Genomic DNA, 26,249 nt, shown 5'->3' with positions numbered 1-26,249 from the left:
TCACGACGCAGGAGTCACGATGACCACCACCGAACACAGCCGGCCGGCCCCGGCACCCAAGGCCGACTTCACTACCGGCGCCCGCCCGGTCCGCGCCCCCCGCGGCACCGAGATCTCGGCCAAGTCGTGGCAGACCGAGGCGCCCCTGCGCATGCTCATGAACAACCTCGACCCGGAGGTCGCCGAGCGTCCGGACGAGCTCGTGGTCTACGGCGGCACGGGCCGCGCGGCCCGGTCGTGGAAGGCGTTCGACGCAATCGTCGCCACCCTCAAGGACATGGACGACGACGAGACCCTCCTCGTGCAGTCCGGCAAGCCGGTCGGCGTCTTCCGCACGAACAGGTGGGCGCCGCGCGTGCTCATCGCCAACTCGAACCTCGTGGGCGACTGGGCCACCTGGCCCGAGTTCCGCCGCCTCGAGGCCGAGGGCCTGACGATGTACGGCCAGATGACCGCCGGCTCGTGGATCTACATCGGCACCCAGGGCATTCTGCAGGGCACGTACGAGACGTTTGCGGCGGTCGGCCGCAAGCTCCTCGCCGAAGGCCGCCACCCGGCCCCGCCCGCGGAGGGCTCCGCGGCGGAGGGCCCCCTCGCGGGCACCCTCACCCTCACCGGAGGCTGCGGCGGAATGGGCGGCGCCCAGCCCCTCGCCGTCACCCTCAACGACGGCGCGTGCCTCATTGTGGACGTCGACGAGAGCCGCCTGCGCCGCCGGGTCGGCAAGCGCTACCTCGACGAGGTCGAGACGGACCTCGACGCCGCCATCGCCAAGGTTCTGGCCGCGAAGGAGGAGCGCCGCGGGTGGTCCGTGGGCTACGTGGGCAACGCGGCCGAGGTCTTCCCCGAGATCCTGCGCCGCCACAAGGCCGGTGAGCTCACGGTGGACGTCGTGACAGACCAGACCTCCGCGCATGACCCGCTGAGCTACCTGCCCCCCGAGTACACCGTGGAGCAGTGGAAGCCCGAGGCCGAGGCCGATCCTGAGGGCTTCACCAAGAAGTCCCAGAACGCGATGGCCCGCCACGTCCAGGCGATGGTCGAGTTCCAGGACGCCGGCGCCGAGGTCTTCGACTACGGCAACTCGATCCGCGACGAGGCCCGCAAGGGCGGCTACGAGCGCGCGTTCGCCTTCCCCGGCTTCGTCCCCGCCTACATCCGCCCGCTGTTCTGCGAGGGCCTCGGCCCGTTCCGCTGGGTGGCCCTGTCCGGGCACCCGGAGGACATCAGGGTCACCGACGAGGCCATCAAGGAGCTCTTCCCGGAGAACAAGCACCTGCACAAGTGGCTCGACGCCGCCGAGGAACGCGTGGAGTTCGAGGGACTTCCGGCCCGCATCTGCTGGCTCGGCTACGGCGAACGCCACAAGGCCGGCCTGCTGTTCAACAGGCTCGTGGCCGAGGGCAGGGTCAAGGCGCCGATCGTGATCGGCCGCGACCACCTCGACTCCGGCTCCGTGGCCTCCCCGTACCGCGAGACCGAGGCCATGAAGGACGGCTCGGACGCGATCGCCGACTGGCCGCTCCTGAACGCCCTCACCGCGGCGTCCTCGGGTGCCACCTGGGTCTCGATCCACCACGGCGGCGGTGTCGGAATCGGCCGCTCCATCCACGCCGGCCAGGTCTCCGTGGCGGACGGCACCGAGCTGGCCGCCGCGAAGCTGACCGCCCTCCTCACCAATGACCCGGGCATGGGCGTGATCCGCCATGTCGACGCCGGCTACGAGCGCGCCGTCGAGGTTGCCGCCGAACGCGGCGTGAAGATCCCCATGCAGAACGTGAAGTAAGGACGACGACGATGACCCTCGCCGCAACCGAGACCCACCTCCCCACCGAGGTCACCCTCTCCACGCACGGCCTCACCGCCGAGGACGTCGTGGCCGTAGCCCGCCACGGCGCCAAGGTCGCGATCGCTCCCGAGGCCCTCGCCGAGGTGGCGCGCGTCCGCGCCCACGTCGAGGCGCTCGCCGCCTCTGAGACCCCGGCCTACGGCATCTCGACCGGCTTCGGGGCCCTCGCGAACCTGCACATCCCGCAGGAGAAGCGCACGCAGCTGCAGAAGTCGCTCATCCGATCGCACGCCGCGGGGATGGGCCCGGCGGTCGAGACCGAGGTGGCCCGCGCCCTCATGCTCCTGCGGGCCAAGACCCTCGCCTCGGGCCGCACGGGCGTGCGCCCGGTGGTCCTCGAGACGTTCGTCGCGTTCCTCAACACGGGCATCACCCCCGTGATCCGCGAGTTCGGCTCCCTGGGCTGCTCCGGGGACCTCGCGCCGCTCTCCCACGTGGCCCTCGTGCTCATGGGCGAGGGGGAGGCGTTCGGGCCCGACGGCGAGCGGTTCGGCGGCGCGGGCGAGCGTCCCGTCGCGGAGCTGCTCGCCGAGCACGGGATCGAGCCGATCGTCTTGGCGGAGAAGGAGGGACTGGCCCTCGTCAACGGCACCGAGGGCATGCTCGGCATGCTGCTCATGGCCCTCGCGGACCTGCGCCAGCTGGTCACGACGGCAGACGTCACCGCAGCCCTGTCCGTGGACGGCCTCATGGGCACCGACCAAGTGTTCCTGCCCGAGCTGCACGCCCCGCTGCGGCCGCACCCGGGGCAGGCGGATTCCGCGGCGAACATGCTCGCCGTGCTTGCCGGCTCGAAGATCGTCGAGTCCCACAAGGTCGGCGACAACCGGGTCCAGGACGCCTACTCGCTGCGCTGTGCCCCGCAGGTGGCAGGTGCCGTCCGCGACACGATCGCCCACGCCGAGACGGTCGCGTCCCGTGAGCTGGACGCCGCGATCGACAACCCGGTGGTCCTGCCGGACGGCAGGGTATCCTCGAACGGCAACTTCCACGGCGCCCCCGTCGCGTACGTGCTGGACTTCCTCGCGATCGCCGTGGCGGACCTCGCCTCGATGGCCGAGCGGCGCACGGACCGCATGCTGGACCCGGCCCGCTCGCACGGCCTCCCGGCGTTCCTCGCCCACGATCCGGGCGTGGACTCCGGGCTGATGATCGCCCAGTACACGCAGGCCGGGCTCGTCTCGGACTGCAAGCGCCTGGCCGTCCCGGCCTCGGTGGACTCGATCCCGAGCTCCGCGATGCAGGAGGACCACGTGTCCATGGGCTGGCACGCGGCGCGCAAGCTCCGCAAGGCCGTGGAGAACCTCCGGCGTGTCCTCGCGATCGAGCTCGTCACGGCGGCCCGCGCGATCGACATCCGCACTGAGGCGTCCGACGGCGCGCTGGTCCCGGGTCCGGGCGGCGCGGCGGCCATCGAGGTGCTCCGCCGGGCGGTCCCGGGGCCGGGCACGGACCGCTTCATGTCCCCGGAGCTCGAGGCCGCCGACCGCGTCCTCGCGGAGGGCGAGTTGGTCGCGGCGGTGAGTGCCGCCGTCGGCGGTCTCCGCTGACCCTTGCACCGTCCCGGTGCGCGTCCTGTCGGACTGCACAACGGTTGTGGCCAAGGGTGGTCAGACCCTACATAGCGGCGCGCCGTGGAAGCCGATAGAAAGGGGTGTCCGGCCTCACAGGGCCGACACTGAGGGCATCGGGCGCTGGTCGCCGACAACCCATACGACACCATGACAACGGTCTACACAAAGGAGTGGAGAGCAATGAAGGCACGCGGAGCGGTACTGACTCGACGGGGCGCATACCAGGCACCGGTGGAGAACTGGACGCAGCTCGCCGTGGGCGAAGTCGTCGAAGTGGTGAGGCACGCCCAGGTCGTGGCCCGCGGGACTGTCGAGGAGGTGTCGCTCAGCGGCAACGTCCTGTGGCTCGTGGCCGGAGCGCATGACCGCCAGCTGTGCCTCAAGTCGGATGGGGTGATCGTCCGCCGCGGCTGAGCCACCGCTCGCCGCAGCGGCTGCCTCGGGAGAGGCTCGCAACGCAGGAGGCCCGCACCCGCCGGTGCGGGCCTCCTGGCGTTCCAAGTCTGGAGAGGGTCAGGAGCCCTGCCCCGTGAACGTGGTCCAGAGACCGACGGCCCCGGCCGCGGCCATGATCGCCGCCGTGCCCCAGCCGATGGTGGCCGCCACCTTCCCGTTGGCGTACGCGCCCATGAGCTTGCGGTCACCCGAGACGAGCATCGTCACGATCAGGAACGGCGCCGCGGCAATGCCGTTGATGATGGCGACGAACACCAGGAGGCCGACGGGGTCGTCCAGCGCGAGGGCGAGGAGGACGCCGCCCACGATTCCGGCGGCGAGAAGACTGTAGAAGACCCTCGCGTTGCGGGGGCTGCGGTCGAAGCCCCATCGGGTGCCGAGCAGGCCTGCCAGCCCCACGGAGGCGGAGCCGGCCAGGACGGGGATGGCCAGGAAGCCAGTGGCAATGAACCCGATGGAGAACAGGGCCTTCGCGGCGGGGCCGGCGACGGGCTCGAGGGCCTTGGCCGCATCCGCCGCGCTCGTGATCTGGGCGCCGTTCTGGCCGAGGGTGGCCGCGCTGGCGGCCATGATGGCGAACATCACGAGCACCGAGAAGGCCATGCCGGTGAAGACGTCCGTGCGCGCCGCCCGGAGCTTCTGGCGCGCCAGGCTGTCGTTCCTGTCCGGAAGAGCGACGGGCCGGGGGCCGCCGATCTCCTCGGCGCGCATCTCCTCGACCCTGTGGGCTGACTGCCAGAAGAAGAGGTAGGGCGAGATGGTTGTGCCCAGGACGGCGACGAGGAGGCCGAGGTAGTCCCAGCTCCACTGGAACTGCAGGCCCATGAGGCCCGCGAGGAGGTCTGGCCAGTCCACGTCGGCGACGAACAGGACCCCGACGTAGGCCAGCAGGGCCAGGCAGAGCCACTTGAAGACCCTCGCGATGGCTTGGAAGGAACCCGTCACGAGGGTCAGGCCGATGACTGCGCCGGCCACGGCTGCCCAGAGGTGGTCGGGCCCGGCGCCGAGGAGTTCCATCCCCTGCCCGATGGCCATGAGGTCCGCGGCGATGTTCAGTGTGTTGGCTACCAGCAGGGCCACCACCAGGATCCCGATGACGATCCGTGGCTTGCGGGAGAACTTGCGGCGGATGAGTCCGCCCAGGCTCTCCCCGGTGGCCAGGGCCGTCCTGTCGGAGATCTCCTGCACTGCGATCATCATCGGCAGGGTCACCGGCGCCGCCCACAGCATGCCGTTGCCGAAGCTCGCTCCTGCCTGTGCATAGGTCGCGACTCCGGAAGGATCATCGTCGGCTGCCCCGTGACCAGGCCCGGGCCGAGCTGGCGCAGGTATCGACGGAGGCGGCCTTCCTGCACAGCCTCCTGCGGCGCCGCCTTGATGTCGAGGTCCTCGCCGCTGCCGTTTCCGCCTGCCACTGCTGTCCTCCCGTGGATTGGGTCAACCGTCACGTGGTCCGTTTCCCCGGAGCGACGGGGCGCAACCTCCGGGTTTCCCCTGAAGCGAGGGTCAGGGAGCCAATCCGTTTCCCGCTGGCGGGGGAGGGGTAGCGACTTCACCAGCCTCCGAAACGGGCCGGAACGGGAAGGAGGGCGCCGATGCTGACGGTCATGACTGCAGTGGGCGATGCGAGGGTGTTCTCCTCGACGCACTGGATGGGGATCCCGGTGGCACTGCTCGGTGCAGTCTTCCTCGCCTTGGGCACCGTCTACCAGGGCCGCGGCGTCACCGCCGGCGGCCGTCGCGAGACAAGCCTCGGCGCGCTCGCGCGCCGCCCCGCATGGCTCCTGGGGACCCTGATGCTCGGCGCGGCCGTGGTGCTGCAGCTCACGGCCTTGAGGTTCTCCCCGCTGGTGGTGGTGCAGCCCCTCGGTGCGTTCGCCTTGGTCGTCACCGTCCTTGCCCAGATCAGAGCCTCCCTCCGCCCCCCTGGCCCGAGGAAGACCGTGGCCATCCTGCTGTGCGTGGCCGGGATCGGGGCCTTCGTCACCGTGGCGGCGCTTGCCGCCCAGGATGTGCAGATCAGCGACAGGCACCTGCGCACCATCCTGATCGTGCTGGCGTTCGCCGTCGCCGCCGCGCTCGCGCTCACGGTGCGCACCCGACGCCGCCCGAGCGCCGTCCTCGCCACCGTTGGCGCCGGAATCCTCTATGGCTTCGTGGCGACTCTGGCGAAGGCCGTGATCGGCCGCATCGCCCAGGGCGACTTCGCCTGGCTGTCCCTGGCCGGGCTCGCCGGCGTCGCCGTGGCGCTCGTCCTCGGGGCGGGGCTCGTGCAGAAGGCGCACGCCACCGGCAGCGATGAGCTCGTCGTCGCCGGACTGACCGTGGTGGACCCGATGGTGGCGGTCATCCTCGGCATCACCGTCCTCGGAGAGGCCGACACGGCGCCGCCTCTGGCCTTCGCCGGATTCCTCGCTGCCGGTGCCGTGGCAGTTGCGGGCGTCTGGCTCATCGCATCCGGCCCTCAGCGGCGGCACGCACCGGGGCCCGGTCCCACACGGACGAGGCCCGCGTCGGGCCAAACGCCCCCAGGAACGGATCGGACAGCCGAGGCGCCTGAGCCCGCTCCGGGATCGGAGCGCCGGGGCGGGGGCCCACAGTGAGGAGGCCTGCTAGGCCTCCTCAGGCCTCGGACGCCTCGGCCTCGAGGTCCACCACCACGAGCTCCGGCCGCGCGCCGTCGTGCGCTGAGTCCGCGGCCGCTTCGAGGCTCGCGGCAAGATGCCGGCCCACCGGCCCGTGCGGCGTCTTGCGCACTACGAGGGCGAGGGCGCCGGCCTCGGCGGCGTGCCGCGCGAGGGCGCTGGCGGTCGCCGCGTGGTCGCCAACGCTGTGCAGTACGAGGCCGCGCACGTCCGTCCCGTGCGCCGCGAGCCGGTCCACGTGGCCGGACACCGCGGCACGCGCCTCCTCCTCGGTCTCCGGGCTGATCGCGAGCTCCTCGACGATGTCCGTCTCGCGGACGTGGACGATCTCGAGCGGCGCGCCCTCGCGGGCTGCGAGCTCGGCGGCACGGTCCACCATCGACGCGGCCTCGGGGTTGGGCCGCACGGCCACGACGACGGGGCGGCCGGCGGCTGCCCGGCCGAGCGGCTCGAGCGTCGGGAGCACGACGTCGGCCTCCTCCGTGCGCTCGGCCCTCGTCACGAGCTTCGCGCCGGAGGCGAGGACGGGAACGGCCAGCAGGAACGCCGCTGCACCGACCCAGAACGCGACGCTCTGGTTCGTCGCCTCGGCGATCTTGCCCGCTACAAACGGCGCGAGGCCGCCGCCGATGAACCGCACGAACCCGTACGCCGAGGACGCGACGGGCCGCTCCACGGGCGCCACGAGCATGACGGCCTGCGTGGTGAGCGTGTTGTTGATGCCGATGAAGGCCCCGCTGACGATGACTGCGGTGATCACGACGGCCGGCTCGTGGACGCCGACCGCGATGACGGCCATGACGACGGCCAGCCCCACCATATTGGCGTACAGCACGGCGACGGTGCCGAAGCGGCGCTGCAGCCGGGGCGCGAAGAACACGGCGAAGAGGGCCACGAGCACGCCCCAGCCGAAGAAGACGAGCCCGAGCTCGTGCGGGCCGAGCTCCATGGGGTACGGCGCGTAGCCGAGCATGGTGAAGAAGCCCCAGTTGTACAGGAGCGCCACGAGGCCCATGATCAGCAGCCCGCGGTGCTTCAGCGCCGTGAGCGGGGCGCTGAGCTTGGTCCTGACCGCGGGCTTGGGCTGCTGCGGCACGAAAAGGAGCGTCGCGATGAGCGCGATCGCCATGAGCGCCGCGACGCCGTAGAAGGGGCCGCGCCACGAGATGCTGCCCAGCTCGCCGCCCAGCAGCGGGCCGACGGCGATGCCGATCCCGAGCGCCGTCTCGTAGAGGATGATCGCGCCGCCGAAGCCGCCCTTGGCCGAAGCCACGATCACCGCGAGGCTCGTCGCGATGAACAGTGCGTTCCCCAGGCCCCAGCCTGCGCGGAAGCCGATGATCCCGCCGATGGTGTCCGAGGCGCCGGCGAGGGCGGAGAAGACGACGATGAGCACGAGGCCGAGGATGAGCGTCCACTTCGAGCCGATCCGGCTCGAGACCCAGCCCACGCCGAGCATCGCCACGGCCGTCACCACGAGGTAGCTCGTGAACAGGAGCGAGACGTCGCTCGGGCTCGCATGCAGGCCCGTGGCCAGGGCGGGCAGGATCGGGTCGACGAGACCGATGCCCATGAACGAGATGACGCAGGCGAAGGCGACTGCCCACACCGCCTTGGGCTGCTTGAAGGGGCTGACAGGCTTGCCGTGGGTGCTCATGGTTCCTTCCGGTGGGCGCTCTGGCGGGAGCTGTTCGGTTCTGAGGCGACGAGGCGCTCGAGGGCGGGGAGTGCGGCGGCGATCGCGGCCCAATCGGATCGGTCCAGGCCGGCGAGGAGGTCCTGGAGGAACTCGACCCGCTGCGCCCGCCGCGCCTCGAGGACGTCCCGCCCCGCGGCGCTCACGTCGACCAGCACGCTGCGGCGGTCGCCCTCGGGGACTCTGCGGGCGAGGAGCCCCTCGCCCTCGAGCCGCGCGACGAGCTGGGTCATGGCCGGCTGCGAGACGCCCTCGGCGTGGGCGAGGTCGGTGATCCGCAGCGGCCCCTCGTCCCGGAGGCGGGCGAGGGTGCTCGCCGCCGACTGCGAGATCTGGCCGGCGGCGTAGACCGTGCGCAGGCGCCGGACGAGCTGCTCGAGCAGGACGGAGAAGCGCCCGACGAGCTCGGGATCGGACGCGCCTGGAGATTGCATAAGGGGATTATGACATAAGGCACTTATGTGTCGATCGGTATGCTGGCCCCGTGACGATCATCCTGCCCGATGAGCCCGGTCCGGGAGCGGCCGCCGCGGCGTGGCTCGGCGCGGTTCTCTGCGCCGCGCTCGCGGTATGGGCGTGGGCCCGCGCGCACGACGCCGCGCGCCTCCTCCCGCGGCGCCTCGCCTGGCTCGGGACTGCTGCCGCGGCGGCCTCGGCGGCCCTCCTGGGGGTGTCCGTGGCGGCCAGGTCGGCTGGCCCGACATCCTGGGCCGGCACCCCGCTCGCGGTCCTGGCCGCCGCCGCGCTCGTGGTCGCCTGCGCCGCCGTGCGGACCCGGCGCGATGTGCTTGCCGGCTGCGTTCCGGGGCTCTCGGACGCCACGGTGCCCGGCGTCGTCGTGCGTGCCTCGGCGACGTGGCAGCGGGAGGCGTGGGCCGGCGTCGTGCGCTGGCGGCAGGGCCTCCGCGACGCCCCGGAACCCGCGCACCGCCACGGCTCGGGCCGACGGCGCGGCCTCGTGGGGTCGCTCGCGCTGCTCGCGCTCGCGGCGATGCTCGTCAACGGGCTCCTCGGGTACCACGCCGCGGGCGTGGTGGTCAGCCAGTACGCGACCCTCGCGGGACTGAGCCTCCTGCTCGCCTCCACGCCGGGGGTCGTCACGGCGTGGCTCGCGATCGTGCTTGTGAGCGGCCGCCCGAGGATCGGGGCATCGCTGGCCATGGCCGGGGACTACGCGGGGCGCGGCCTCGTGTGCGGGTTCGTGGTGGGGATCGCCGCCTTCGCCCTCGACCGCCTGGCCGAGCAGACGTCCCACCCCGTGTTCGCCGTGTTCCGGGCCACCGAGATGGGCGACTGGCTCACCACCCTCCTCACACTCTCGGCGACCGGGACCATGATCGGCTTTGCGCTCTCGCAGCTGCGCCTGCTGGACCTCGCGTGCCGGGCATGCCGGTATCCCAAGGTCGCGTGGCTCGCGGCGCCGCTCCTGGTCTTCGTGGCGCTGGCGCTGGTCTCGGGCCTCCTCCTCGACCCCCGCCGCATCTACATCGCGCTCGCGGCCGACGTGGTCCGTGGACTCCCGCCCATTCCGTCCTCGGGCCTCACCGACGAGCTTGTCCTGGACGACAGCCGGTATGCCTTCGCCGCGGACCAGACCGGCCCGCTCGCCGCGATCCCGGACCCGCTGTGGCTGGCCGCACTCTGGGCCGCCGCCGCGGCCGCGTTCCTCTGGGGGATGGAGTGGAAGGGCTCCCGCGTGCTAGCCTTCCGGCGATCGTGATCCATGCCGGCGTGATCGACTCCAGGAGGTGAGACCCATGAACGCAGCAACCGCAATGGGTGCTCCCACCGTCCACGATCAGCGCGACTGACGCAGTCGCACCGGGAGCGCCAAGAAGGCACCTCGCGAAAGGCGACTCCCATGGATTCCCACCAGAACACACCCCTCGATGCGCGCCGCACCGCAGGCCCGAACGCCCGCGCCCTCGTCCTCGGCGGCGGCGGCTCCGCAGGCAACGCCTGGGAGATCGGCGTCCTCGCCGGCCTCTTCGATGCGGGCCTCGACGTGACCCACGCCGACCTCATCGTCGGAACCTCCGCCGGGGCGACCGTCGCCGCCCAGACCACCGGCGCGAGCCCTGCCGCGCTCTACGCCGATATCCTCGCTGCCGTTCCCCCGCCGCGGGGCGGCACCCCGGCGGCCGCGCGTCCGGCCGGTTCCCCCCGAGGCCCAGGCGGCCCTGCCGACCACATGGAGCGGACCGGCCGCATCATCGCCGCCGCCCACAGTGCGGCGGACATGCGGCGCCGCATGGGTGCGGCCGCGATCGAGCTGGACGCCGCCTCGGACGGCTCCTGGTCCACCACGTGGCGCGCCACGACCGCGAGCCGGCTGCCCCACGACCGCTGGCCCCAGCAGCTCGTGCGCATCACGGCCGTGGACGCGGGCACCGGGGAGGGGGCGGTGTTCGACCGGCACAGCGGCGTGGACCTCGTCGATGCGGTCGCGGCGAGCACCTCGAGCGGCCTGCCCTACCGGCTCGGCGGGCGGCTCTACATCGACGGCGGCTACCGCCGCAACGAGAACGCGGACCTGGCAGCAGGCTACGTGCGTGTACTGGTGCTCTCGCCGTTCGGCGGCAGGACCCGGCACCCGCTCGAATGGGGCATGCAGCTCGCGGCGCAGGTCGAGGAGCTGCGCGCGGGCGGCAGCGCCGTCCAGACCGTCGTCCCTGATCGCGCCGCCCTCGACGCGTTCGGGGGCAACATGATGAACCTCGCCGCACGGAAGCCGGCGGCACGCGCGGGCTTCGAGCACGGCCGAGCCCTCGGGAAGGAGCTCGCCGCCTTCTGGGACTGAGCGGCCGGGGGCCGGCTACCCCAGGATTGTGTCCACGAGGCGCGCGGCCACCCGTGCCGTGCGCCCGTCCACGTCGAACGTCGGGTTGAGCTCGGCGATGTCCGCGTGGAGCAGCTTCCCGCTCGCGGCGACCCGGCGCACGACGGCGATGATCACCGGCAGCGGCACGCCCACCGCCGCAGGCGCGGACACCCCGGGCGCGGTGGCCGCGGGGAGGACGTCCAGGTCAATGGTCAGGTAGACCGCGTCCAGGTCGGCGAGGAAGTCCTCGACGAACGCCTCGGCCGTCTCGCGTGTCGTGTACTCGTCGAGGAGGTACCGCACGCCGAGCTCGTCCGCGCGGTCAAAGAGCACGCGCGTGTTGTTGGGCCGCGAGATCCCGAGCACGGCGTACTCGAGCGTGCGTCCCTCGGCGGCCTCCGCCCGGGCCATCTGCAGGAATGGGGTGCCGGACGTGGCCCGGTCCCCGTCGCGCAGGTCGAAGTGCGCGTCGAGGTTCAGGACGCCGATCCGCGCCCCGCCCGAGCGTTCGGACCCGGCCACGCCCAAGTAGCCCGCGAACGCGGTCTCGTGGCCCCCGCCCAGGCCCACGGTGAGGGCGCCGGCATCGAGGGCGACGGCCAGGGCTGCGCCGAAGCGTTCCTGCCCGCCCTCGAGGTCTCCGGGGCTGTCGTCGCCGCCTGTCGCCACCGTGACGTCGCCCGCATCGAACACGTCGCGGTCCACGTGGAACGCGAGCGGGCCGAGCGCGGCCCGGATGGCAGCGGGCCCCTCGGCCGCGCCGAGGCGCCCCCGGTTGCGCCGCACCCCCTCCTCGGAGCGGAAGCCGAGCAGCACCGCGGGCGCCGGGCGCGCGCCGTCGTGCGCAGCCCGAACCGACGCGGCGAGCTCCTCCGCCGAGTGCGGCCGCACCGCCTGCCACCAGCGGCGGTGTTCCGGGGAGTCCCCGTCGTTGCGGCCCGACCAGAGGCCGCACGGAATGTCGACAGTCAGGGGTGCCGCTTCGCTCATCCCCCCAGCACACCGCATCCGCCCGGCGTGGCGCCAGAGGCCACACCGGCCTGTGTCCGGCACTCCGGACGGGCCCGTCAGGAGTTTCCCCCGCCCCCTCCCCTTGGCGCGGCCCGAGGGGCAGGATAGGGGCAACGCAGCGCCGGTTCGGGGCAGAAGACGCCAGGAGGAACCCATGTCAGGCAAAGGGACCAATGGTACGGCGAAGGGGTCGGGCCCGGACGCGGTGAGGCGGTCAGAGCTGATCCGCAACGTGGCCCTCGTGGGCCACTCCGGCGCCGGGAAGACCATCCTGCTCGAGGCGATCCTCGCCTCCACGGGAGCCATCACCCGAATGGGTACGATCGCGGATGGCACCACCGTGAGCGATTCCGACCCTGCCGCCGTGCACCAGCAGCGCTCCGTGGCCCTCTCCCTCGCTCCGGTCATGTCCGGGGAGGTCAAGGTCAACCTCCTCGACACCCCCGGCTACGCCGACTTCGTGGGCGAGCTGCGTGCGGGCCTGCGCGCGGCGGACGGGGCGCTGTTCGTCGTCTCGGCCGCCGAGGACATCGATGCGGCGACGGTGGCCCTGTGGAACGAGTGCGAGCGCGTGGGGATGCCGCGCGCCGTCGTGCTCTCCAAGCTGGACCACCCCCGGGCGGACTACCAGGCGGCACTCGCCCGCTGCCAGGATGCGTTCGGCGAGTCGGTCCTGCCGCTGTACGTGCCCGTGACGCACGACGGCGCGCTGGTCGGCCTGCTCGGCCTGCTCACCCGGACGGTCTCGGACTACTCGGACGAGACTGGGCCCGGCGGCCAGCCCGAGATGCGGTCCGCGCGCGAGGAGGAACTCGCCGGGTGGGACGAGGTCCGCGGTGCGCTCATCGAGGGCATCATCGCCGAGAGCGAGGACGAGACCCTCATGGACCGCTATCTGGGCGGTGAGGACATCGGGCTCGAGACGATCATCGGCGACCTCGAGAAGGCGGTCGCGCGGGGCTCGTTCTTCCCGGTGGTGCCGACGTCGGCACTCGCCGGCAGTGGCAGCACCGGCAGCACCGGCAGCGGCAGTAGCGGCGTCGGCACGGCCGAGGTCCTCGAAGTGCTGCGGCGGGGCTTCCCGTCCCCGGCCGAGCGCGGGCTCCCGGCGGTGACCGATCTCGAGGGCACGCCGGTCAAGGGGCTGCGCTGCGACCCCGAGGGCCCGCTCGTGGGCGAGGTCGTGCGGACCACGGTAGACCCGTTCCTGGGCCGGGTCTGCCTCGTCCGGGTGTTCTCCGGGACGCTGCGCGAAGAGACGCCCGTCCACGTTGCCGGGCACGGGCTCGCCGAGCGCGGCCACCCCGACCACGACGCGGACGAGCGCCTCGGGCACCTCTACACCCCGTTCGGCTCCACCCTCCAGGCGGCGCCGTACGCCGTGGCGGGGGACCTGTGCGCCGTCGCCCGCCTGAGCGCCGAGACCGGGGACACGCTCTCGGCGCGGGACGCGCCCATGCTCGTGGCGCCGTGGGACATGCCCGAGCCGCTCATGCCCGTGGCCGTCGAGGCGGCCTCGCACGGAGACGAGGACGCGCTCGCCAAGAGCCTCGCGAAGGTCGCCGCCGGGGATCCGACCCTGCGCGTCGAGCGGAATGCGGAGACGCACCAGCTTGTGCTGTGGTGCATGGGGGAGGCGCACGCGGACGTGGTCCTGGACCGGCTGAGGGAGCAGGGGGTCAAGCTCCAGACGGTCGACGTCGTCACGCCCCTGCGCGAGACGTTCGCCGCCGCCGCGGCGGGCCACGGCCGGCACGTGAAGCAGTCCGGCGGCCACGGCCAGTACGCCATCTGCGACATCGAAGTGGAACCCCTCGAGCGCGGCGCCGGATTCGAATTCGTGGACCGCGTGGTGGGCGGGGTGATCCCGCGGACCTTCATCGAATCCGTCGAGAAGGGAGTGCGCGCCCAGATGGCCAAGGGTGTCGCGGAGGGATTCCCCGTGGTGGACATCAGGGTCACCCTCGTGGGCGGCAAGACGCACAGCGTGGACTCCTCGGACGCGGCGTTCCAAGCGGCCGGGGCGCTCGCGCTGCGCGAGGCCGCCGCCGCGGGCAGGATCCAGCTGCTCGAGCCCGTCTCGTCGGTGACCGTCAGCGTCCCGGACGAGCACGTGGGCACGGTCATGAGCGACCTCTCCTCGCGGCGCGGACGGGTCACCGGCACCACGTCCGGCGGCGATCTGACGGACATCTCCGCGGAGGTCCCGGATGCGGAGCTGCTGCGCTACGCCGTCGAGCTCCGCGGGCTCACAGCCGGCACCGGCACTTTCCGGCGCGAGTACCTCCGGCACGATCCCGTGACGCGTTGACCCCTTGCGCGGACCGCTGGCCTGTACCTAGATTGCCTAGGTATGGGACGCAGTGCGGTGAACGGACAGCTTGACCTCCTCCTCCTGGCCTCGCTCGGCGCCGGCGAGGCCCATGGATACGCGCTCATCGCGCGCGTCCACGAGCGCAGCGGCGCCCGCCTCGAGCTCCAGGAGGGATCGGTGTACCCCGCACTGCACAAGCTCGAGGCCGCCGGCTGGGCCACGAGCCGTTGGGCGGACGACGACGCCGGGCGCCGTCGCGTCTACTCCCTCACCCCCGGCGGACGCACCGAGCTGGAGAGACGGCGCCGCGAATGGCACGGCTTCGCCTCCGCCGTGCACGGGGTGTTGGGGGCGGCGCAGTGAACGCCCACGAGGACGGGATGGGCCGCGCTGGTGTGGGCCCCGGCGGCCCGGGCGCCGTCGACGCCTACCTTGACCAGCTCTTCGCCGCCGTCCGCGACGCCGATCCTGCCGGCGCCCGCCGGCTCCTCGCCGAGGCGGAGGCGCATCTGCGCGATTCTGCCGCCCGGCTCGCTGCGCAGGGCCTCGGCGCGGAGGAGGCAGAGCGGGAGGCCGTGCGCCGGTTCGGGCCGGTCTCCACCATCACCCCGGCCCTCCGACCACCGCTGCGCGCGGTAGGGCGCCTGCCGCTGAAGGCCTTCGTGCGGCCCGCAGTCGGCCTCGCGGCGCTGGGAGCGATCGCCGTCGGGCTCAGCGGGATCCTCTCGGAGGTATTCGGCCAGCTGTGGGGGGCGGGCTTCGTCTCGGGCGACCTCCCCGGCGTCGCCTACACCGCCGCCCGCTGCGCCGTCCTGCAGTCTCCGTACCCGGGCCTCGACTGCGCGCAGGCTGCTGCCGCGCACCACTGGGGCGAGGTGGTCGAGTACCGCCTGCTGGTCGGCGCGGTCGGCCTCGTGCTGCTCGCCCTGTGGAGGATCCTGCCCCGCGAGATTCCGCTTCCGGCCGGCCTCGCGCCGTCGCTCGCAGCCGCCGCGTTCCTGCTCGCCTCCGCGGGGACCGGACTGCAGGCGGCGGTCGCAGCCGTCCAGGGCGGCCAGGGCGTCGGCGCGTGGCTCAGCGCCGCAACCGTCGCCCTGCCGCTCGGGATCGCGTTCGGAGTGCTCGCGTTCATCGGCGTGCGCCGAGGACGCATCAGCCCTTCGGCAGCACCGTGAGGACCCGCTGCACGAACTGGGCGAACTCCTCCATGAAGTGGCGCAGGAATTCCTCGGTGCTCGGGTCGTTGACCTCGCCGTCCTCGGTGATGAGCCCCGGCGTGAACTGGATGTAGGCCTCCGGCGCGCTCATCTGCGGCGAGTTGCAGAACGCGAGGATGCCCCGCAGGTTCTGCTGGGCGACCGCCGTGCCGATCTTGCCCGGCGAGGCGCCGATGATCGCGGAGGGCTTCTGGTTCAGCGAGTTGGTGCCCCACGGCCGCGACGCCCAGTCGATCGCGTTCTTCAACGCGCCCGGGATGTCCCGGTTGAACTCCGGGGTGACGAACAGGACCGCGTCGTGGCGCTCGATGGCCTCCTTGAGGGCCCGGCCCTCGGCTGGGTAGTCCGCGTCGAAGTCCCGGTTGTAGAGCGGGAGGTCCTTGATGGGGATCTCCTCGAACGTGAGGGACTCGGGCGCGAGGCGGATGAGCGCCTTCGAGAGCGTGCGGTTGATCGAGTTCTGGGACAGGCTTCCGATGAAATAGCCGACCGTGTAGGGCATGTCGTTCCCTTCCGTTGCTGGGCTGTGCCCGCGCCGGCAGCCGTCAACGGTCGCCGGCGCGGCGCCGTCGCCAGCGTATTGCGCCGGGCGCCTGCGCCGGAAGGCTTCACGGGACGTGCCGGGACGTTGGTCTCTATGTGGGCCGCTCAGTGGCATCTCCACTGGAGAGTGGATGCAGAATCGAGGCGATGGAGGGAAGCTCATGCATGCCATCGAAGTAGAGGACCTGCATAAGCACTACGGCTCCGAGCGTGCAGTCGACGGCCTGTCCTTCTCGGTGGCTTTGGGGGAGGTCTTCGCCCTCGTCGGTCCCAACGGGGCGGGGAAGACGACCACGGTGGAGATCCTTGAAGGCCACCGCCGGCGCAGCTCGGGGAGGGTCGAGGTCCTCGGCTTCGACCCTGCCGTGGGCGGACGGGACTACCGGGAGCGCATAGGAATTGTGCTCCAGGAAGCCGGCGTCGAGGAGGAGTTCTCGCCCCGCGAACTCCTCCGGCTCTACCGGGGGATGTACCCTCGCCAGCTCTCTGTCGACGAGGTGATCGAGCTGGTTGGGCTGACCGACAAGGCCGACGCGAAGGCCAAGACGCTCTCCGGGGGCCAGCGGAGGCGGCTCGACCTTGCCCTGGGGCTGATCGGCGACCCGGAACTGCTCTTCCTCGACGAACCGACCACGGGGTTCGACCCGTCGGCCCGGCGCAAGGCGTGGGAACTGGTGGAGAACCTCCGTGGGCTGGGCAAGACGGTGCTGCTGACGACCCACTACATGGACGAGGCGGAACACCTTGCGGACAGGGTGGGCGTTGTCGTGGCCGGCCGACTCGCCGCACTGGGCACTCCGAGCGAGATCGGCGGTGAGGCCCGCTCGTCGTCGACCATCACCTTCCGGCTCCCCTCCGGCGTGACCGCCTCCGAGGTCCCAGACCTCGGTGCCACGCTGCGAGCGGAGGGCGAGGACTGGCAGCTGCGCACCATGGATCCTGTGGGGGCACTCGCGCAGCTTATCGGCTGGGCGAAGTCGCGCACGGTGCACCTCGCGGGGCTGACGGTGGAGCGGCCTTCCCTCGAGGACGTCTATCTCGAGCTGATCGAGCGGGCCGGGGCCGGGGCCAGCCAGCCGGAGCGGGTGGGGGCTCCCTGATGGCAACGCCCACCGCGCATCCTGGACGGAAGGCCATGTCCCCTCCGCGCCCGGGCAGGGCTCGCCTGCTCGCCGACCAGCTCGTGTATGCGGTGCGGGACCTGTGGCGCACGCGGATCGCCTTCATTTTCACGTTCCTGTTCCCGCTGACCATCCTGCTGGCAGTGGGCGCCATGACCGGCAACGCGCAGGTCGCCCCCGGTTCCGACGTGCGGATCATGCAGTTCGTCACCCCGTCCGCCGGAGTGATGGGCGCCCTCTACGGGGCCTATCCGACTGTTGCCTCCTCGTTGGCCGATGCCCGGGAGAAGGGTGTCCTCAAGCGCCTTCGCGGGACGCCGCTTCCCGGGTGGATCTACCTCGCGGGGCGGATCGGGGCAGCCGCACTCATGGCAGTCGGGTCCCTCGCGCTCATGCTGGCTGTGGGGGTCCTTGCCTACGGCGTCCACATCCAGTGGCATACGATGCCAGCCACAGTCGTCACGGTTCTCGTGGCCGTGATCTCCTTTGCCGCACTCGGCGTGGCCGTGGCGGGCCTCGCGCGCTCGGCGATGGTGGCGCAGGCGGTCTCGATTGCGACGGCGGTCGCGCTGTCCTTTGTCTCCGGCGTGATGGGGTACGGCGATATGCCCGATTGGGCTGATCGCATTGCCGCGGTATTCCCCCTCAAACCGTTCAGTGACGCCGTTGCTGAACAGTTCGATCCCTTCTCCACAGCGGACGGCTGGGACCTGCCCGCCCTGGGGCTCATGGCCGCGTGGGCGGTAGGTGCAGGCGGCGTTGCGGCCCTCGCCTTCCGTTGGGAGCCCGCTCGCGGACAACGCGTGCGCCGGAGCCGGCACGTCCCATCCGATGAGCATCGGGTCGAAGGGGTCGGACCTGCAGCTAGGCGCCGACAGGCGGGGCTGAGAGCCGCGGTACCCGGACGCCCCAGTTGGTTGAGCCTCCTGAAGGCGCAAACGGGTTGGGCCACCCGGTCTGCGCTCAGGGACCCCGGCTGGGTGTTCTTCGCCATCGCCATGCCGGTGGGGCTGTACATGCTCAACGTTGCGATGATGGGGGAAGCCCTCGACAGTTCCACCTTCAGACCGCCACTTGTGCTGCAGAACGCGGCCGGGCTGACGGCCTGGGGGGCCGCCGTCAACGTCATGGTGAATCTGCCCGATGACGTCGCCCGGGCCCGCGACCGGGGGATACTCAAACGGCTGCGCGGGGCGCCGCTGCAGATCGGATTCTACTTCGCGGGGCGGTTCGTCTCTGGGCTGCTCCTCGCGCTCGTCACCGGAATCCTCATTGTGGCCGCGGGACTCGCCTGGTTCGGCCTTGACCTCTCGTGGAGCGGTGTGCCGCTGGCCCTTGGACTGCTGGTGCTGGGGACGGCCTCCCTCGCTGCCTGCGGGCTCTTGCTCGTCGCGGTCCTGCCGAACAGCAAGGCCACGCTCGCGGTAGGGCTCGGCCTCGCCCTGCCGCTGTCCTTCTTCTCCGACATCTTCGTGTTCGGGGCCCTCCCGGACTGGATGAGCACGGTCGGATCCTTCTTCCCGCTCAAGCATCTGGCGAATGGCCTCTCCGCCGCCCTCGATCCTTCAGGGATGTCCGTCAACGGGGTGGGGATCGCCGTGATGGGCGCCTGGCTCCTGGGCGCCACAGTCCTCGCTACGAAGCTCTTCCGCTGGAGCCCGCGCTAGATACCCTCGCTGGGCGCATCCCGCCCGCGCGGTCGGCTAGAGGCCGAGCATCTTCTCCACGGGCCCGATCCCGAAGAAGATCAGGAACGCCGCCGCCACCGCCCACATGAGCGGGTGGATCTCCCGCGGGCGGCCCTGGAAGAGGCGGACCAGCACGTAGGAGATGAAGCCCGCGCCGAGGCCGTTGGCGATCGAGTACGTGAACGGCATGAGGCCGATCGTGAGGAACGCCGGGATCGCAATGCCCAGGTCGTGCCAGTCGATCTTCGCGACCTGCTGGAACATGAGGAAGCCGACGATCACGAGAGCCGGGGCCACCGCCTCGAACGGGACGAGGTTGATCAGCGGCGTGAGGAACATGGCTGCGATGAGCATCAGGCCCGTCACCACCGAGGCGAGGCCCGTACGGGCGCCCTCGCCGATGCCGGCGCCCGATTCGACGAAGATCTGGTTCGAGGAGATCGAGGTGCCGCCGCCGGCGATCGCGCCGAACGCGTCGACCAGGAGTACGCGGTCCACGTTGGGGATCTGGCCGTCCGGGGTCATCGAGCCGGCCTCACGGGCCAGGCCCACCATGGTGCCCATCGCATCGAAGAAGATGCTCAGCAGGATCACGAAGGCCAGGAGCAGTGCTCCGAGCACGCCGAGGTGCGTGAGCGCGCCGAAGGGGTCCGCCTGGCCGAACAGGCTCAGGTCCACCGGGGCTACCGTGCCCAGGCCGGGCACCACGAGGGACCAGCCGGCGGGGTTGGGCTGCTGCCCGGGGGCGACGGACGGGCCCACGTGGAACGCGAGCTCCACGATGTTCGCGAGGATGGTCGCGGCGATGATGCCGATGAGGAGGGCACCGCGGACCTTCCGGACCATGAGCCCGATCGTGAGCACGAGACCGACGACGAAGACGAGCGTGGGCCAGCCGATGAGACGCCCCGCATCGCCGAGGCCGAGCGGGACCGTGGTGCCAGCCGCGTCCGGGATGCGCCGCACGAACCCGGCGTTGACCAGTCCGATGAGCGCGATGAAGACGCCGATGCCCACCACGATCGCCGTCTTGAGGCCCTCGGGGACGGCCCTGAACACCGCGGTCCGGAAGCCAGTGAGCACGAGGACGAACATCACCACGCCGGCTATGAGCACCAGGCCCATCATGTCCGGCCACGTCACGTCCGGGTGGGTCGCAACCGTCACGGCCACGAACGCATTCACGCCGAGGCCCGTCGCGAGGGCGAACGGGTGCTTGGCCCACACGCCCATGAGGATGGTCAGGACGCCGGCCACGAGTGCCGTCATCGCCGCGACCCGGGGAATGCCGAGGTGGTTCCCGGCAGCGTCGGCGCCCGAGAGGATGAGCGGGTTCAGGACCACGATGTAGCTCAGGGCGAAGAACGTGGCGAGGCCGCCGCGGACCTCGCGGGAGACGGTCGAGCCGCGCTCGGTGATCTTGAAGTACCGGTCGACTGCCGATGCCATGGGCGCTCCTGTCCGCAGGGTGACGGTGTAGAAGGATGAGGGTCTCGGGCCGGGGTGCCGGCCGCGATGGCCGCGGTCAATCCTACTCGTCAGTTGTTCTACATTCGGTCGAAACCTAGGCTGGTGTGATGCAGATCCTCCGACGCGCCCTCGCGGCGCTCGCCGTCTTCGGCCTCATTCTCCTGGCCCCGGCCCCAGCGTTCGCCCACGATGCGCTGGAAGGATCCGCGCCGACGTCGGGCGCCACCGTGGCGAGCGTCCCCGCCGAGGTCCGCCTCGACTTCTCTGAGACCCCGCTCGGGGTCGGGGCGGAAATCCGGGTCACCGACCCCTCCGGCACGAACTGGTCCGATGGGTCGCCCGAGGTGGTTGACCGCAGCGTCCACCAGAAGCTGCGCGCCGGCGCCCCGGCCGGCGCCTACACCGTGGTGTGGCGCGTGGTGTCCTCCGACTCGCACCCCATCGAGGGCACGTTCGCCTTCACGGCTACTTCGGCTGCTCCCGGAGGCGCCTCCGCTGCCCCGGGCGCGAGCGAGGTGCCGGGAATCGTGCCGTCCCAGCCCGGGACGGCGCAGACCCCCGCCGCTGCCCCTGCTCCTGCGTCGGACTTCCCGTGGATGATCGTGGTCTTCGCCGTCGTGGCGGTCGGCCTGCTCGCTGCGCTCGGCGTGGGAGCACGGCGGCGGCTCAGCCGTGGCGATGGCGAGGGTACGGACCGCGTCTGACGGTTGCGGCGTCAGGCGGGCTGGAGGCCGGCTCCGGTGCGGGCAGCCACCTCGACGCCGACGTGCTTGGCCTGCCGCAGCATCTCGCGCGTGCTGGGCGCGGCGAGCTCGGTGACGCCTACGAGGTAGAGGCCGATCTGCGCGAGCGCTTCGAGGAGGTGCTCTCCGAGGGAGTAGCCCAGGTCGGCGAGGAAGCGGCGCAGCTGGTTGTGCGCGCAGCGGGTGAGGACGACGGCGTCGGCGAAGACGAGCCCGCGTTCCGTGCGCACCGCCCAGCGGGCCGGCTCGCCGTCCTCGCGCCCCTCGGCGAGGGCGAGGTGGCGGGCCATGACGTGATGGCGGACGTCGAGGCTGTGGCACGCCGCGTACTTGCGCAGATGCCGCAGGACCTCGAGGTATTCGGCGGATTCCGCGCTGGAGAGGTCGGCGATGCGGAGGGCGGCGGTCGCCGTGGAGGGTGAGGGGCTCTCGAGGCCGTCCAGAGTGACGGCGTCAACGCCCAGGCGGTTAAGCTCGGCGGCAACCGCGAGCCCGGACAGCCCGGTCCCGATGACCACCGCGCTCGTCGACTCCGCCGCGACGGCGTCGGGGTCTGGGACCCCCTGATAGCGCGACGGCGTTGACACGAGTCATCCTCCTGTGGAGTTCGCGGTTGGTTTGCTGCTTGCGTTCCCCTCAGACGGCTCGCAGAACACCGTCCAGACCCGAAAGGCTTCTTCCAGAACTGGGCGGCCCCTCCGACACTACAGAATAGCGACTGCTTTGGGTAGACGTTTCCTCGGCGCTCGCGCGCCTCCTCGGCGGGGTCTTTCGGCACCTTGACCGGCCCCGGAATCGGGCGGACATTGGCCATGGATGGGTCATGTTAGGCTCGCAGCGAGTCGAGGAGGTAGCCATGCCAGAGCAGCTCCACCCGCAGGATGACGCGGCCCGCGAGGAGCCCGAGGAGACCGAGCTTCCCACCGGAATCGTCGTCGGAGTCGACGGCTCGGACCATGGCCGGTGCGCGCTCGCCTGGGCCGCGGGCGAGGCCAGCCGCCGTCGCCGCCCGCTCCATGTCGTGACCGCCTACAGCGTGCCCCTCTTCGCAGCCTCCGGACTGGACGGCGGCTATGCGACCTTCGACGATACCGTGATCCGCGACGGAGCAGAGGCGGTCCTCAAGGAGGCCCTTGCCGGGCTCGGCGAGGTCGACGGCGTCGAGGTCACCTCCTCCGTCGAATCCGGCGACGCCTCGGGCGTGCTCCTCGAATTCTCCAAGGCCGCCGAGTTGCTCGTGTTCGGCTCCCGGGGCCGCGGCGGATTCGTCGGGCGGCTCCTGGGCTCCGTCTCGAGTGCCCTGCCCGCGCACGCGCACTGTGCCACCGTTACCGTGCCCCTGCAGTTCGCCGAGCGGATAGGCGAGCACGTGGAGGACCGGCATTTCCGCGAGGAGCAGGCCAAGGAGGGCCCGGCGGAGGTCGAGGACGTCGTGGCCGTGGGCGTCGACGGCTCGGACCAGGCCCGGGTGGCCGTCCTCGTCGCTGCCGAGGAGGCCATGATGATGGGGGTCCCGCTGCGGATCGTCTGCGCGGTGCCGCAGTTCAGCGGGAGCCTCGCGTGGGTCCCCGCGCCCGTGGACCGCGAGCAGCTCTTCTCCGACATCCGCGCCCAGCTGAAGGCCGGCACCGCCTGGCTCCAGAGCCACTTTCCGGACCTCGAGGTGCAGACGAGCCTCGTGGACGGCGCACCCGTGGATGTCCTCGTCGAGGCCTCCCGCACGGTGCAGCTGCTCGTGCTCGGCACGCGCGGCCGCGGCGGCTTCGCCGGGATGCTCCTGGGCTCGACGTCGGACGGCGTGCTGCACCACGCGAAGGGCCCGGTCATGGTGGTCCCGGACCACGCTGACGACCGTCTTGCCGACAGGCCGTCCTTCGGTCCGATGCTCGAGAGCTGAGGCGTCCGGGCCGGCGGCCGAGACGCGCGGGGCGAGTCGGCTCAGCCCCAGCCCAGCTCGTGGAGCCGGGAGTCGTCGATCCCGAAGTGGTGCGCGAACTCGTGGACCACGGTCACGGTGATCTCCTCGACCACCTCGTCGCGGGAGCTGCACATCTGCAGGATCGGCTCCCGGAAGATGGTGATCCTGTCGGGGAGGGAGCCGGCGGCGTACCATTCGCCTCGCTCGGTCAATGGAATGCCCTCGTACAGGCCCAGGAGCTCGATGCCCGGGGCGTCTCCGGGGCGCGGAACATAGCGGTCCTCGATGAACACGGCGACGTTGTCCATGTGCTTGGCGATGCGCCGGGGAATCGCCTCGAGGGCGGCGTCGACCGCCTCCTCGAACTCGTCCTCGCTCATCCAGGCCGCATCCATGCCCTCAACTGTAGTGAGGGTGGTGCTGTGGCCCGATGGGCTCCTCTGGCGGCACCTCGGAGGAATTTGTCTGGCCAGAGCCGGGCACCCTATAGTTTGATGGTCTGGTTGGCCCCCATCGTCTAGTGGCCTAGGACACCGCCCTTTCACGGCGGCGACACGGGTTCGAATCCCGTTGGGGGTACGAGGATGAGGATTTTGGAAGGCTGTTGAAGGTCTGCTAGGATCTAAGTCTTGTGAGCGGGGCTCGAACCCGCGAAAAACAAGGCCCTGTAGCGCAGTTGGTTAGCGCGCCGCCCTGTCACGGCGGAGGTCGCGGGTTCAAGTCCCGTCAGGGTCGCTTCGGCGACATGACCACGGTCAGGTTGCTTTTCGATGAGAGATCATCGAGGCTCTGTAGCTCAGTTGGTAGAGCGTTCGACTGAAAATCGAAAGGTCACCGGATCGACGCCGGTCGGAGCCACCACAGGAAAGGCCCCCGCAATCGCGGGGGCCTTTCGCGTTCCTGGCTCGGACCCGGGTCAGTCGCCGAGCGCGGCCCCTTCTGCCCAGCCCGCGCGGAACTCCAGCGAATCCCGCAGCGGTCCGAGGTGCCGCTCGGCCAGGATCGCGTCGAACGGGTGCTGCACCACCCCCAGGGTCTGGCGCACGACGGCGGCCCTCGCCTCGAACGCGCCCGCGCTCCTCGCGTCGTGGCCACTCCCGGCAAGCTGTGCGAGCCCGGAGAGCGTCTCGGCCAGGCCGAAGCGGTCGTCGGCGTCGTGGACGGCCCGCAGGCTCTCCTCCAACAGGCTCCGCGCGGTGCCGGCCTCTCCCGCCAGGACCCGTATGGCGGCGAGGTGACGGAGCGCCCGCGCGCGATACGTCTCGTCTCCGAGCTCGGCGAACCGTTCCCGTGCCTCGGCGAAGCGTTGCGATGCCTCGTCGATCCTTCCGGTGTGGGTGAGGCCAACGCCGTCATTCAGGGTCGAGATGGCGAGAAGCCACGCTGACTGGTCGGCACCAGCCGGATTGTCCGGTCCCAGCCTGTGTGCCACTGCGAGGGCCTCGCCGAGGAGCCCGGCCGCGTCATCGAAGCGACGGTCTGCGAGCGCGACCATGCCCCGCAGCGTGAGCGCGTTCCGCTGCTCGAGAGCACTGTCGCTGGCGTTCGCGAGCCGGGCGAGCGACGAGGCGTGGATCCTCGCCTCGGGGTAGTCGCCTTGGAAATAGCCGAGCCAGCCCGCTCCCCAGTGCGCCCGCGCACGCAAGGAGGGATCGGCGTCGTGCGCGGCGGCAAGTGCGGTGCGGATCCACGTCCGACCTTCGGCGAAACCACCGTGCCAGAGCCAGAACATCCACAGTGCGGACGCGAGCCGGAGCGCGTCCTCACCGTGTCCGGAGGCTCCGAACCACCGGAACGCGACCCGGAGGTTGCCGAGGTCGGCGGCGAGATTGCCGTGCGCCTCGTGCTGCCCGGACCTGCGCATGGCCCCCGCCGATGATTCTGCGGCGGCGAGGAACCAGGCCGCGTGGAGGTCCCGGACCGCGCGCTCGGCGCCCTCGTCGACGAGCCGCGCAAGCCCGAACTCCCGCACCGAGTCGAGCATCGTGTACCGGCCGTGCGGGTCGGCCGGCCCGGGGGCGGCGACGAGGCTCTGGTCGACGAGGGTGCTGACCTCGGGCAGCGGGTCCCGGCCCGTGAGCGCCCGCGCGGCGGCGAGCGTCCACCCGTCGAACACCGCCAGACGGGCCAGAGCCGACCGGGAGGGGCCGTCGAGGAGCCCATGGCTCCATGCGATCGTGGATTCGAGGGTGCGGTGCCTGGCATCGTCGTCTACGGAACCGCCGGTGAGCACCGCGAGCTGGCTGCTGAGCCGGTCGCGGAGATCGGCGAGGCCGAGATGGGCCACGCGGGCCGCCGCGAGCTCGAGCGCGAGCGGGACCCGCTGGACGCGCTCGCAGATGTCCGCAATGAGCGCGCCCGAGCCGGTGAGGTCAGCCCCGCGTCGCGCGGACGCGGCCCTCTCGGCGAAGAGCCGCGCGGCCGAGACCTCGTCCAAGGGGTCGAGGGGAAAGAGCTGTTCGGCGCCGAGCCGGAGAGGTGACCTGCTGGCCGCGAGGACCGTGAGGTTGGCGCAGCGCGCGAGCGCAGCAGCAATGAGTGGCGCGGCGTGGGGCACGACCTCGAAGGTGTCGCAGACGAGGAGCAGACGGCGCGAGCCGATCGCCGCGCACACCACCTCGGTGACCGAGCCGTGGGCGGCGTTGGCCCCGAGCGCCGTGGCAATAGCCAGGCCGGCCGAGTCAGCGTCGTGGCAGCTCGCGAGCTGGACGAACGCGACGCCGTCCGCGAACGACGCCGCGGCCTCACCGGCCGCGGCCAGGGCGAGGCGCGTCTTCCCCACTCCGCCGGTGCCGGTGACGGTCACGAGTCCGGGCTCGGTCAGCAGCGCAGCGAGTGCGCGCAGCTCGTCGGTGCGTCCTACGAGCGCCGTGCGGGGCGCCGGCAGTGGCCCCAGCCCGGCTGGGGCTCGCCCGCGGGCCACTGCCGCGAACCGCTCCCGGTCCGCCCCGGCGAGGCCGAGGGCATCGGCGAGCCGCGCCGTCGTGTCCGGGTAGAGGCGGGTCCGGAGGCCGCGCTCGGCGTCGCTCACCGCACGGATGCTCACGCTTGCGCGCTCGGCCAGCACCTCCTGGGTGAAGCCTGCCGCCGCGCGCAGGCGCCGGAGTTCGGGCCCGAGGCCGGTGTCCGCCATGGCGCCGCCTTCCCTTTCCTCAAGGGTAGGCCCGCGGTCCGCCATCCCGA

The 26,249-nt window shown here is 71.7% G+C and carries 22 protein-coding genes and 3 tRNA genes; 16 read left to right on the top strand and 9 right to left on the bottom strand.

The genetic code is table 11. The annotated features are described in order from the left end of the window. The first annotated feature begins 19 nt into the window (after positions 1-19). From hutU to IE231_RS03915, 3 genes are all read left to right on the top strand, one after another. A complete protein-coding gene (gene hutU, locus IE231_RS03925; RefSeq protein ID WP_189692627.1) occupies positions 20-1,786 on the top strand; it encodes a urocanate hydratase in 1,767 nt (588 codons plus the stop codon). An 11-nt stretch (positions 1,787-1,797) separates the two neighbouring features. Continuing rightward, complete coding sequence (gene hutH, locus IE231_RS03920) at positions 1,798-3,399, top strand: histidine ammonia-lyase (RefSeq protein ID WP_189692626.1); 1,602 nt, start codon at positions 1,798-1,800, stop codon at positions 3,397-3,399. 204 nt (positions 3,400-3,603) lie between these two features. Continuing rightward, entirely contained in the window at positions 3,604-3,837 is a 234-nt protein-coding gene (locus IE231_RS03915; protein ID WP_189692625.1) for a hypothetical protein, read from the top strand. Positions 3,838-3,936: 99 nt separating this feature from the next. On the opposite strand, the gene IE231_RS03910 is transcribed toward IE231_RS03915, so the two are convergent. Further along, entirely contained in the window at positions 3,937-5,211 is a 1,275-nt protein-coding gene (locus IE231_RS03910; protein WP_255429878.1) for an Nramp family divalent metal transporter, read from the bottom strand. Between the two features lie 263 nt (positions 5,212-5,474). Here IE231_RS03910 and IE231_RS03905 point away from each other — a divergent pair, with 263 nt between their 5' ends. Further along, entirely contained in the window at positions 5,475-6,482 is a 1,008-nt protein-coding gene (locus tag IE231_RS03905) for a DMT family transporter (RefSeq protein ID WP_229866474.1), read from the top strand. Between the two features lie 19 nt (positions 6,483-6,501). Here the strand turns inward: IE231_RS03905 and IE231_RS03900 are convergent, their stop codons facing one another. Together IE231_RS03900 and IE231_RS03895 are read right to left on the bottom strand one after the other, a co-directional pair. Continuing rightward, on the bottom strand, positions 6,502-8,181 hold the full coding sequence (locus IE231_RS03900) for an MFS transporter (RefSeq protein ID WP_189692624.1): 1,680 nt from the start codon (positions 8,179-8,181) through the stop codon (positions 6,502-6,504). Then, positions 8,178-8,654, bottom strand: a complete 477-nt coding sequence (locus tag IE231_RS03895; RefSeq protein WP_189692623.1) for a MarR family winged helix-turn-helix transcriptional regulator — start codon at positions 8,652-8,654, stop codon at positions 8,178-8,180. Before IE231_RS03895 ends, IE231_RS03900 begins: the two co-directional genes overlap by 4 nt. Before the next feature lie 50 nt (positions 8,655-8,704). On the opposite strand from IE231_RS03895, the gene IE231_RS03890 reads away from it, so the two are divergent. Both IE231_RS03890 and IE231_RS03885 read left to right on the top strand, forming a co-directional pair. Continuing rightward, a complete protein-coding gene (locus tag IE231_RS03890; protein WP_189692622.1) occupies positions 8,705-9,940 on the top strand; it encodes a hypothetical protein in 1,236 nt (411 codons plus the stop codon). A 141-nt stretch (positions 9,941-10,081) separates the two neighbouring features. After that, complete coding sequence (locus IE231_RS03885) at positions 10,082-11,020, top strand: patatin-like phospholipase family protein (RefSeq protein ID WP_189692621.1); 939 nt, start codon at positions 10,082-10,084, stop codon at positions 11,018-11,020. 15 nt (positions 11,021-11,035) lie between these two features. Here the strand turns inward: IE231_RS03885 and hutG are convergent, their stop codons facing one another. Then, positions 11,036-12,031: a formimidoylglutamase gene (gene hutG / locus IE231_RS03880; RefSeq protein WP_189692620.1), complete on the bottom strand. Its 996-nt coding sequence runs from the start codon at positions 12,029-12,031 to the stop codon at positions 11,036-11,038. 175 nt (positions 12,032-12,206) lie between these two features. On the opposite strand from hutG, the gene IE231_RS03875 reads away from it, so the two are divergent. From IE231_RS03875 to IE231_RS03865, 3 genes are read left to right on the top strand one after another with little or no spacing between them, the layout of a single operon-like run. Next, positions 12,207-14,363: an elongation factor G-like protein EF-G2 gene (locus tag IE231_RS03875; RefSeq protein WP_189692619.1), complete on the top strand. Its 2,157-nt coding sequence runs from the start codon at positions 12,207-12,209 to the stop codon at positions 14,361-14,363. A gap of 42 nt (positions 14,364-14,405) precedes the next feature. Further along, positions 14,406-14,729 carry a PadR family transcriptional regulator gene (locus IE231_RS03870; RefSeq protein ID WP_189692618.1) on the top strand — a complete coding sequence of 108 codons (324 nt, stop codon included), beginning with the start codon at positions 14,406-14,408 and terminating at the stop codon, positions 14,727-14,729. Beyond that, complete coding sequence (locus IE231_RS03865; RefSeq protein WP_189692617.1) at positions 14,726-15,541, top strand: permease prefix domain 1-containing protein; 816 nt, start codon at positions 14,726-14,728, stop codon at positions 15,539-15,541. The genes IE231_RS03870 and IE231_RS03865 overlap by 4 nt, the downstream gene beginning before the upstream one ends. On the opposite strand, the gene IE231_RS03860 is transcribed toward IE231_RS03865, so the two are convergent. Continuing rightward, positions 15,519-16,085 carry an NADPH-dependent FMN reductase gene (locus tag IE231_RS03860; protein WP_189692616.1) on the bottom strand — a complete coding sequence of 189 codons (567 nt, stop codon included), beginning with the start codon at positions 16,083-16,085 and terminating at the stop codon, positions 15,519-15,521. The two genes, IE231_RS03865 and IE231_RS03860, sit on opposite strands and share 23 nt — an antisense overlap. A gap of 202 nt (positions 16,086-16,287) precedes the next feature. On the opposite strand from IE231_RS03860, the gene IE231_RS03855 reads away from it, so the two are divergent. After that, entirely contained in the window at positions 16,288-17,226 is a 939-nt protein-coding gene (locus tag IE231_RS03855; RefSeq protein WP_189692615.1) for an ABC transporter ATP-binding protein, read from the top strand. A gap of 35 nt (positions 17,227-17,261) precedes the next feature. Next, positions 17,262-18,914, top strand: coding sequence for an ABC transporter permease (locus IE231_RS03850; RefSeq protein WP_189692614.1), 1,653 nt, complete (start codon positions 17,262-17,264; stop codon positions 18,912-18,914). A gap of 36 nt (positions 18,915-18,950) precedes the next feature. Here the strand turns inward: IE231_RS03850 and IE231_RS03845 are convergent, their stop codons facing one another. Beyond that, on the bottom strand, positions 18,951-20,384 hold the full coding sequence (locus IE231_RS03845; protein WP_189692613.1) for an NCS2 family permease: 1,434 nt from the start codon (positions 20,382-20,384) through the stop codon (positions 18,951-18,953). 128 nt (positions 20,385-20,512) lie between these two features. Here IE231_RS03845 and IE231_RS03840 point away from each other — a divergent pair, with 128 nt between their 5' ends. Beyond that, entirely contained in the window at positions 20,513-21,109 is a 597-nt protein-coding gene (locus IE231_RS03840) for a copper resistance CopC family protein (RefSeq protein ID WP_189692612.1), read from the top strand. A gap of 11 nt (positions 21,110-21,120) precedes the next feature. Here the strand turns inward: IE231_RS03840 and IE231_RS03835 are convergent, their stop codons facing one another. Continuing rightward, the gene (locus tag IE231_RS03835) at positions 21,121-21,735 is read right to left on the bottom strand and encodes an FAD-dependent monooxygenase (RefSeq protein WP_189692611.1); all 615 of its coding nucleotides are present in this window, start codon (positions 21,733-21,735) and stop codon (positions 21,121-21,123) included. A gap of 269 nt (positions 21,736-22,004) precedes the next feature. On the opposite strand from IE231_RS03835, the gene IE231_RS03830 reads away from it, so the two are divergent. Continuing rightward, positions 22,005-23,045, top strand: coding sequence for a universal stress protein (locus IE231_RS03830; protein WP_189692610.1), 1,041 nt, complete (start codon positions 22,005-22,007; stop codon positions 23,043-23,045). Positions 23,046-23,086: 41 nt separating this feature from the next. Here the strand turns inward: IE231_RS03830 and IE231_RS03825 are convergent, their stop codons facing one another. After that, positions 23,087-23,461, bottom strand: coding sequence for a metallopeptidase family protein (locus tag IE231_RS03825; RefSeq protein WP_229866473.1), 375 nt, complete (start codon positions 23,459-23,461; stop codon positions 23,087-23,089). A 111-nt stretch (positions 23,462-23,572) separates the two neighbouring features. Here IE231_RS03825 and IE231_RS03820 point away from each other — a divergent pair. The 3 genes from IE231_RS03820 to IE231_RS03810 all read left to right on the top strand — a co-directional run bounded on the left by IE231_RS03820 (position 23,573) and on the right by IE231_RS03810 (position 23,927). Continuing rightward, positions 23,573-23,645 (top strand) — tRNA-Glu (locus IE231_RS03820). A gap of 82 nt (positions 23,646-23,727) precedes the next feature. Continuing rightward, positions 23,728-23,801: transfer RNA gene (locus IE231_RS03815), tRNA-Asp, on the top strand. A 50-nt stretch (positions 23,802-23,851) separates the two neighbouring features. Then, positions 23,852-23,927 (top strand) — tRNA-Phe (locus IE231_RS03810). 55 nt (positions 23,928-23,982) lie between these two features. Here IE231_RS03810 and IE231_RS03805 read toward each other — a convergent pair. Beyond that, on the bottom strand, positions 23,983-26,199 hold the full coding sequence (locus IE231_RS03805) for an ATP-binding protein (RefSeq protein ID WP_189692609.1): 2,217 nt from the start codon (positions 26,197-26,199) through the stop codon (positions 23,983-23,985). Positions 26,200-26,249: the final 50 nt, after the last annotated feature.

It is taken from the genome of Sinomonas cellulolyticus, from assembly GCF_014656475.1.
GTDB classification, from domain to species: Bacteria; Actinomycetota; Actinomycetes; order Actinomycetales; family Micrococcaceae; genus Sinomonas; species Sinomonas cellulolyticus.
The sequence above is the reverse complement of the archived record's forward strand: the minus strand, read 5'-3'. Positions and strand labels throughout refer to the sequence as shown.